This window comes from Methanosphaera sp., from assembly GCF_016282985.1.
GTDB lineage: Archaea > Methanobacteriota > Methanobacteria > Methanobacteriales > Methanobacteriaceae > Methanosphaera.
In genome coordinates, this window is record NZ_JAEELZ010000073.1 from 1 (window position 1) to 7,318 (window position 7,318).

At 24.3% G+C, this 7,318-nt stretch carries 9 protein-coding genes; 3 read left to right on the forward strand and 6 right to left on the reverse strand.

Annotated features, from left to right (window positions below; translation table 11 throughout):
* Positions 1-579: DUF169 domain-containing protein (locus tag QZZ11_RS04255; protein ID WP_292473894.1), on the forward strand; the 579-nt coding region annotated here is incomplete at its 5' end.
* A 348-nt stretch (positions 580-927) separates the two neighbouring features.
* Here the strand turns inward: QZZ11_RS04255 and QZZ11_RS04260 are convergent.
* From QZZ11_RS04260 to xseA, 3 genes are all read right to left on the reverse strand, one after another.
* Positions 928-1,386: a hypothetical protein gene (locus tag QZZ11_RS04260; RefSeq protein ID WP_292473895.1), complete on the reverse strand. Its 459-nt coding sequence runs from the start codon at positions 1,384-1,386 to the stop codon at positions 928-930.
* 149 nt (positions 1,387-1,535) lie between these two features.
* Positions 1,536-1,754, reverse strand: a complete 219-nt coding sequence (locus tag QZZ11_RS04265) for an exodeoxyribonuclease VII small subunit (RefSeq protein WP_292473896.1) — start codon at positions 1,752-1,754, stop codon at positions 1,536-1,538.
* Positions 1,755-3,008, reverse strand: coding sequence for an exodeoxyribonuclease VII large subunit (gene xseA, locus QZZ11_RS04270; RefSeq protein ID WP_292473898.1), 1,254 nt, complete (start codon positions 3,006-3,008; stop codon positions 1,755-1,757).
* Between the two features lie 227 nt (positions 3,009-3,235).
* Here xseA and QZZ11_RS04275 point away from each other — a divergent pair, with 227 nt between their 5' ends.
* Positions 3,236-3,547 (forward strand): heavy metal-binding domain-containing protein, encoded by a 312-nt coding sequence (locus QZZ11_RS04275; RefSeq protein ID WP_292473900.1) that lies wholly within the window; start codon positions 3,236-3,238, stop codon positions 3,545-3,547.
* Between the two features lie 255 nt (positions 3,548-3,802).
* The gene (locus QZZ11_RS04280; RefSeq protein WP_292473902.1) at positions 3,803-4,234 is read left to right on the forward strand and encodes a hypothetical protein; all 432 of its coding nucleotides are present in this window, start codon (positions 3,803-3,805) and stop codon (positions 4,232-4,234) included.
* A 393-nt stretch (positions 4,235-4,627) separates the two neighbouring features.
* Here QZZ11_RS04280 and QZZ11_RS04285 read toward each other — a convergent pair whose 3' ends face one another.
* The 3 genes from QZZ11_RS04285 to QZZ11_RS04295 form a co-directional block, all read right to left on the reverse strand.
* Positions 4,628-5,020, reverse strand: coding sequence for a pyridoxamine 5'-phosphate oxidase family protein (locus QZZ11_RS04285; RefSeq protein WP_292473903.1), 393 nt, complete (start codon positions 5,018-5,020; stop codon positions 4,628-4,630).
* A gap of 134 nt (positions 5,021-5,154) precedes the next feature.
* Complete coding sequence (locus QZZ11_RS04290; RefSeq protein ID WP_292473905.1) at positions 5,155-5,802, reverse strand: queuosine precursor transporter; 648 nt, start codon at positions 5,800-5,802, stop codon at positions 5,155-5,157.
* Positions 5,803-5,972: 170 nt separating this feature from the next.
* Positions 5,973-6,956, reverse strand: coding sequence for an NADH-dependent flavin oxidoreductase (locus tag QZZ11_RS04295; protein WP_292473906.1), 984 nt, complete (start codon positions 6,954-6,956; stop codon positions 5,973-5,975).
* Positions 6,957-7,318 lie beyond the last annotated feature (362 nt).

Genomic DNA, 7,318 nt, shown 5'->3' on the forward strand with positions numbered 1-7,318 from the left:
ATGGATTGTAAAGAATTATCTGAAAAAATAAGAGAATTTGTTCAAATGGAAAAAGAACCTGTTGCAATAAAAATATATGATAATGAAGAAGATGCCAAAGAGGAATTATCTAAATATGATGGTCAAGCTAAACATTGTCAATTAGTTTCTGATGCATCAACTAAAAAAGAATCCTATTATGCTACTGTAAATGAAATCAACTGCCCTAATGGTCAATTAGCTCTCGGGTTAACCGAAAAAACTGTTGATGCACTTCCTCAAATTCCTCCTGTTAAGGCAGCTGTAGGATATGCACCATTATGTGATGCTGAATTTACACCTGATGTAATTATTATCTACGCTATGCCATCCCAGGCATTTAAAGTTGCACAATTATTTAAAACAAAACTCAAAACCAGATTTGAAGCTAACTTTAATGGAACAGCATCATTATGTGCAGATGCAGTTTCCTATCCGTTTATCAGTGGTAAATCCAATATGACTCTTGGTTGTATGGGTTCAAGAAAATTTTCAGATATTAAGGATGAAGAAATGGTTATTGGATTAACCTTATCTGATGCCGAATGTATTTTTCAATAATCTTTAATATTTTATCTTTTTTTTAATATTTTTTAAGTATTTTTTAATGTTTTCTTATTAATCTTTATATATAAGATTAGTTATATTATAATATATACCCATAGGGGTATAGGTAAATAAAATTTATTTTACTCCAATAATTTTAATTTACATAATATCTTTAAATCACATATTTAATAAGACAAATTAAATTAGAATAATCTAATTTAATACTTTTCAAAGAAAAATAGGGATTACAATGAATGAATATAATATATTTGAAAGATCAAGATGGACACAAGTAATTATTGACAAAATAAACTCCACTATTAAAAATAAAGAATAATTCTATTTTTACAATTTTTTAAGTTAAATCTCTTCTGATAAACAAATATCAGTAACTTCAATAAACATCTCATTTTCAATTGTAATATTTAATATACCTTTAATAACAACAAGATCACTTTTGATATGCTGATTAACATCTTTACCATAAACTACACACTTAATAGTATTGGGATTTCTTTTTCTACCATATTTATCAACAAATTCCTCAATATCTTCTAAAATAAGATTTTGTGAATCAATATATTTTGACTGGTTAGGCATAAATTTAATGTTATTACTTCCACAGTCTAAACACATTTCAGGTTTCGTATTATGTTCCAATTTTTTATTAGTTACTTCATATGTAGCCATACAATCTAAACATTTATAAAAACCTTTTATAATAAGAGGAGTTGAATCATCTACTTTAATTATACGCCCTTTAATTTCTAAACTTTCACCTATCTGCTCTGCACTTATATTATTGATTTTAATATTCATTTTTTCACCATTTATTCAATTATTTTCATTACAATACAAATAATTCTTTTGATGAAAAATGCATATATAATTAATCCGAGCGTCTGATAAGTAATATTAAAAAATAGTATATAAAATCATTAAAAAAAGTTTAAAAAAAATGAATGAAATCATTCATTTGTATTAAAATCAATTAAATCTCCGTTATCTTCTACAATCTTGGCAATAGATTCTTCTGCATTATTCAATTTTTCATTACATATTTTAACTAATTGCATAGCATTATTGAACTCATCTATTGCATCATCTAAAGGTACATCACCTTTTTCTAATTTGTTTACAATTTCTTCTAATTGTTCTAAACTTTCTTCAAAACTTAAATTATCCATTTATATCACCTTAGCATTTATTGATCCGTCATCAAACACAACTTCTATTTCATCATCCTTATTAATATCTTCAGCTGAAGAAATAACTTTATCATTAACCTTTGTAATTGTATATCCTCTTTTCAAAGTTAATAATGGATTCAATACTTCTAATTTACTTATATTTCTTAAATATTGTTCTTTTTTATTTTTTGTAATCAATTCAGGATTTTTTAACATCATAGAATTTTCCAGTTCAAATAATTTATTCCTGTTATTAACAATAATATTTTTCGATATAACACCAAACTTTCCCATAATTCCATCTAATTGCATTTGTTTAATATTATACATAGTTTCAGGATTTTTAAGAACTTGTTTTTTAGAAATTTGATTTAACCTGGTCCTGTTTTCATCTAATTTATCCATTATACTATTATTTATTCTTGTATTAAATTGTTCAAGTTTATATTTTAATTCATCAATCTCTGGAACAGCAATTTCAGCAGCTGCAGTTGGAGTAGCTGCTCTTTTATCAGCTACAAAATCAGATATCGTAAAATCAATTTCATGACCTACCGCACTAATTGTTGGAATTTCACATTTATATATTTCTCTGGCAACAATCTCTTCATTAAATGGCCATAAATCTTCTATACTTCCTCCACCACGACCGACAATCAATGTATCTAAATCATAATTCTGAGCATTTCTAATTTGATCAACAATCTGTTCGGCAGCCATATCTCCCTGTACTAAAGTAGAAAATACAAGAATTTCACAAACAGGATATCTCCTTTTAATAGTAGTTATAATATCTCTTACAGCAGCACCGTTTTGAGCTGTTACAACTCCAATTTTTTCAGGATATTTTGGAATTTGTTTTTTATGACTCTTATCAAACAAACCTTCTTTTTCTAATTTTTTCTTAAGCTGTTGGTATGCAACATACAATTCTCCAACACCATCTTCAATTATGTTAAAAGCATATAATTGAATATTTCCTCTGTATTCATACATTTCAATTTTACCATTGATAATGACTTTCATTCCATCTTTTGGTTCAAATCGAAGGTTAGATTTATATCCACTAAACATTACTCCACGAATTTCTGAAGATTCATCCTTTAAAGTAAAATAACTATGTCCACTTGGATATGTTTTGTAATTAGAAATTTCTCCTCTAATGTAAAAATTTCTTAAATTAAGGTCACTTTTCAGTTTATCATTAAGATAAGAATTAATTTCTGATACTGTCACGTAATCCTTTTCCATAACTTCACCTTAATATTTTCTAATTGTTATTATATTATTTCTTTGTTCTATTTATGATTAATCTATTTCTATTAATGATGCTAAGTATATAAATAAAAATTAAATTGAATCAATAAACAGATATATTGGAAATAAGGGTCATTAATAATAATTTTCATTAACAATATTAAAAAAAAATATATATTTAAAGAATTAAAATACTTTAATATAAAATAGGAGTAATAATAATGTTAATTACAACAACAGAAAATATACCAGGAAAAAACTATGAAATATTAGGATTAGTGAATGGAAACAATATTCAATCAAAAAACATTGTTCGTGACTTTACACAGGGTTTAAGAAACATAACCGGGGGAGAACTTAAAGCATATACCGAGATGATGATTGAATCAAGAGAAATTGCAACACAACGTATGATAGAACATGCAGAACAATTAGGTGCAGATGCAATAATAATGACCAGATATAACACCAGTTCTATTGTTGAAAATTCTTCTGAAGTACACTGTTATGGTACTGCAGTAAAATTCATATAATCCCCTAAATCTTTTTTTTTAATTTTTAAAATATTTAATAATTTTAAAAGTCAAAAACAGCTATTTTTTAGATATTAATCTATTAAAACTATTTATTATAGAACTTTTTTTTTCATAAATTATAACATAACTTTAATAAGAATAATGAATTATATCAATATCATGGATATTCAAAAAGTAGTAATAATAGGTATTCTATTTATAATATGTGGGTTATGTTTTTATAATGCCATAAATAATGAGTTTAACTATAAAATGATAAATGTTAATGAAGTACAGATAAAAGTACCATATAGCAATGTTAGTGTAATTAATCAAACAGATCATTTCAGTACATATGAAGATTTAGAAAATGGAATCAAAATCTATGTTTTTGATGATGATGAAACTACTTTAAATGATGTTAAGGAAATGTTTAATTTTTTAACAGTTAGAGATATAAATCAGATGGAAGTAATTTTAATTGAAGATAAAAAATTCTCCTATAATTATTCCAGTTCACTGAATGAGTATACTTATCTTAATAATTCAAATAATAAAAATATATTTGTAGTAACTAAAAATAAAGAGAACATGTTAAATATTCTTAAGAGTATGAAAATTAATACTACAGTTGATAATGTGAATGATAATTATCAGGAAAAAATTATTCAAAAGACTATTAAATATCATTCTACTTTTTTTTAATCTTTTTTTACTTTTTTTTTAAATTTTAGTCTTTTTTAATACATCATAATAAAAGAAATTGTAATAAATTAATACATAAAATTATTATTTTATAATCATTTAAATACAATAAAAAATAATAAATAATAATAAGAAAGATTCAAAAAGTATTACTTTTTATGTGAATTTAAGTCAATAAGTAATACGTGGAGAGTTAATATGTTTACATATCCAACAATTATTATAGCGGTTATACCATTATTATTAATCGGAAGAATGGTATTGGATAATATTCAAAATGTTTAATTTTAATTTTATTTTAATATAATAAATTAATTTCATTTTTTTTACTTAATTTAATAACTGTTTAAAAAAAAGTAGTTAGAGACGGTGTAAATACACCATCATATCAATTTATATCCATTCAATTTCTTGATCGTTTTCTGGACCTGGGTGTTTAGCTAAAACTACATCAGGTTTAAATGTTGCTGCACCTTTTGCTCTGAAAGGGAATCCTTGTTCTTCTGCAAATTTATTTAATCCGTCTACTAGTTCTCCTTCTTCAAAGAAAGTTGCTTTACCTTTTGCCATGTATGCTTTTTTAGTTTCAGGATCACATACTGTTACTGCAATTAAACCGTTTTCAATTAAATTTTTTCTGGTTGTGTTCATTGCTACATCTGCAATAACCATTGTTCCATCATCTTCAACCATTTTAAATCCTATAGGTACTACATTAGGTCCATCACCAGTTGTAGCTACAAACCAAGGTTGTTCCATGAATATTTTTTTAATTTCTTCTTCCATTTCAATTACTCCATAAATTTTGTATATTAATATATATCTCTCTTATTAATATATTAATTATTTTTTAAAGAAGAAGTTAATGAAAAATTATAAAGTTTTTAAAAAAAGAATAATGATTTTTATTAAATCATTATTTATGCTGCTGTTGTTACTGGAGCATCTTCCTGTGCCCATGCTACTAATTTTGCTATGAAAGGTTGTGCTACTGTAATCCATATTACACTTATTATAAAGGTACTGAAAATAATTATTACCATATCAATAGGTGGAACTAATCCTAAGTAACAACCTGTAACCATAATTGTATCATCAATTAATTCACTAAATGCAACCACTAACCAATTTTTAGCTTTTAAATATGTTGTTCCTCTATTAACTATTGTTGTTAATCTTGCATTAACTAAATTACCAATTAAGTAACTAATGTATGCAAATATAAGTATTCTTGGTGTTTGTGTAAATACAAATGCTAAATGAGGATCACCTGGATAATATGCTGGTGAAGGTAAATATATTTGTAGTACAGTCATAAATACAAACAAAATATCAGCAATTAATCCCAACATAATAGTTCTTTGTGCAATTCTTTCTCCATATACTTCTGCTAAAACGTTAGTTAAAACATATACTAATGGATATATAAGTACACCTGCAGGTGCTTCCATATGTATATATGGTATTTCCATAATTTTAACTGTTGTTAAGTTTGCTATAATAAAAGCGACACAGAAGAATATACTCATTATCACTCTTTTTTCAGTATAATCAAAATTAAAATCCATATTATCTCCTTAATAACTTATAGTAATAGTTGTATTTTAGATAATATATAATTAATTGCTCTAATTTCAATATAAATTGATTATACAAGTTAAATTTTAATAAAAAATGATTTAAAATGGTTTTTTTAAAAAAATATTAATTTTTTCATTATTAATTAAAATAAATTTTATTAAAAATGATAACAGGTACTGGTTTTAGTTCTATAACAATTATTGCACATTTTACACCTTGATACTCCACATCCATCTTTTCTCCATGTTTCTAGAAAATCTGATTCAGCAATAAATGGCCTGTACATAGATAAGTATTCTATATTAGATGAGTTTAATAAATTGTTCATTGTTTCCATATCATGAAAACCTCCACCTAAAATTACAGGAATATCTATATTATTTACAAGTGTTTTAGTAAAATCCAGTAGTTCATTTTCCTTATTTTCTTTTGTATAATATACAGGTGATAAAGGTCTGGTAATCTGAATACTATCAGCACCATATTGTTCAAGAAGTTTAGATATTTCAAGACTTTCTTTCTTATCAATACCACCTTTACGACCATCAAATGCATTGATTCTACAATTAACATGTAAGTTGGATGTATTTTTTATAACTTTTATAGTTTCTAATACAATTCTCATTCTATTAAATGTATTTCCACCATATTCATCATTTCTTTGATTATAATATGGATTAATGAATTTAGATAAATAGAAATTATTACCTAATGCCAGTTGGATTCCATCAAAATCTGCAAATGATAATTTTTTTGCTGCTATTATTAAATCAGTTTGAATTTTGCGAATATCATCAATTGATAAATCATTTACTGCTATATCCAGATCGATACCTCTATTAAATTTTATAAATTCTATCTGACCAAATATTGGCACGTCATGTCTATGACATATTTCTGCTAGTTGTTTGGCTTGAAAAATAAAATCTGGTTTATCAATTATAAAAGCATATTCGGAGAATTTATCTTTAGCATGTAAGGACATTATTTCAGTAATTATTAAACCTACTCCACTTGAAGATATTTTTTCATATCTTTCACATGTATCTTTGAATTTTTCGGTCTGCCATAATCCAGTACATATTATACGACTATTTAATTTTAAGTTTCCGAAGTTAGACTTATCAAATATATTTTTCATAATTAAATATTTTATTTAATTTGTATAAATATATATTAAATAAATTAAGAAAAAAGATAATTTATTCTGTAGAACAAAATTTTTATTCTGTAGAAATTTAATATTTATTTTCTATAGAAAAAATTTATTAATTTCATTTATGATATATCTTTAACAAATATATCAAATAATTATAATATATTCAATTTTATGGAGGATATATATTAATTTTTAGATATATTAAAAATTTTAATAAGTTAATTATTTTTTTTTTCATGTGATTTTTTTGACAAAAATTTTTAAAGTTTTTTAATTTTATTATTATTAAATTATTTAAATTATTTTTATAATATATTTAATTATATTTTATTTAATAATTAAAG

Excerpts from the sequence above, each read along its gene's own strand:
- QZZ11_RS04260 (WP_292473895.1), bottom strand. The coding sequence starts at position 1,386 with ATGAATATTAAAATCAATAATATAAGTGCAGAGCAGATAGGTGAAAGT.
- QZZ11_RS04265 (WP_292473896.1), bottom strand. The coding sequence starts at position 1,754 with ATGGATAATTTAAGTTTTGAAGAAAGTTTAGAACAATTAGAAGAAATT.
- xseA (WP_292473898.1), bottom strand. The coding sequence starts at position 3,008 with ATGGAAAAGGATTACGTGACAGTATCAGAAATTAATTCTTATCTTAAT.
- QZZ11_RS04275 (WP_292473900.1), top strand. The coding sequence starts at position 3,236 with ATGTTAATTACAACAACAGAAAATATACCAGGAAAAAACTATGAAATA.
- QZZ11_RS04280 (WP_292473902.1), top strand. The coding sequence starts at position 3,803 with ATGATAAATGTTAATGAAGTACAGATAAAAGTACCATATAGCAATGTT.
- QZZ11_RS04285 (WP_292473903.1), bottom strand. The coding sequence starts at position 5,020 with ATGGAAGAAGAAATTAAAAAAATATTCATGGAACAACCTTGGTTTGTA.
- QZZ11_RS04290 (WP_292473905.1), bottom strand. The coding sequence starts at position 5,802 with ATGGATTTTAATTTTGATTATACTGAAAAAAGAGTGATAATGAGTATA.
- QZZ11_RS04295 (WP_292473906.1), bottom strand. The coding sequence starts at position 6,956 with ATGAAAAATATATTTGATAAGTCTAACTTCGGAAACTTAAAATTAAAT.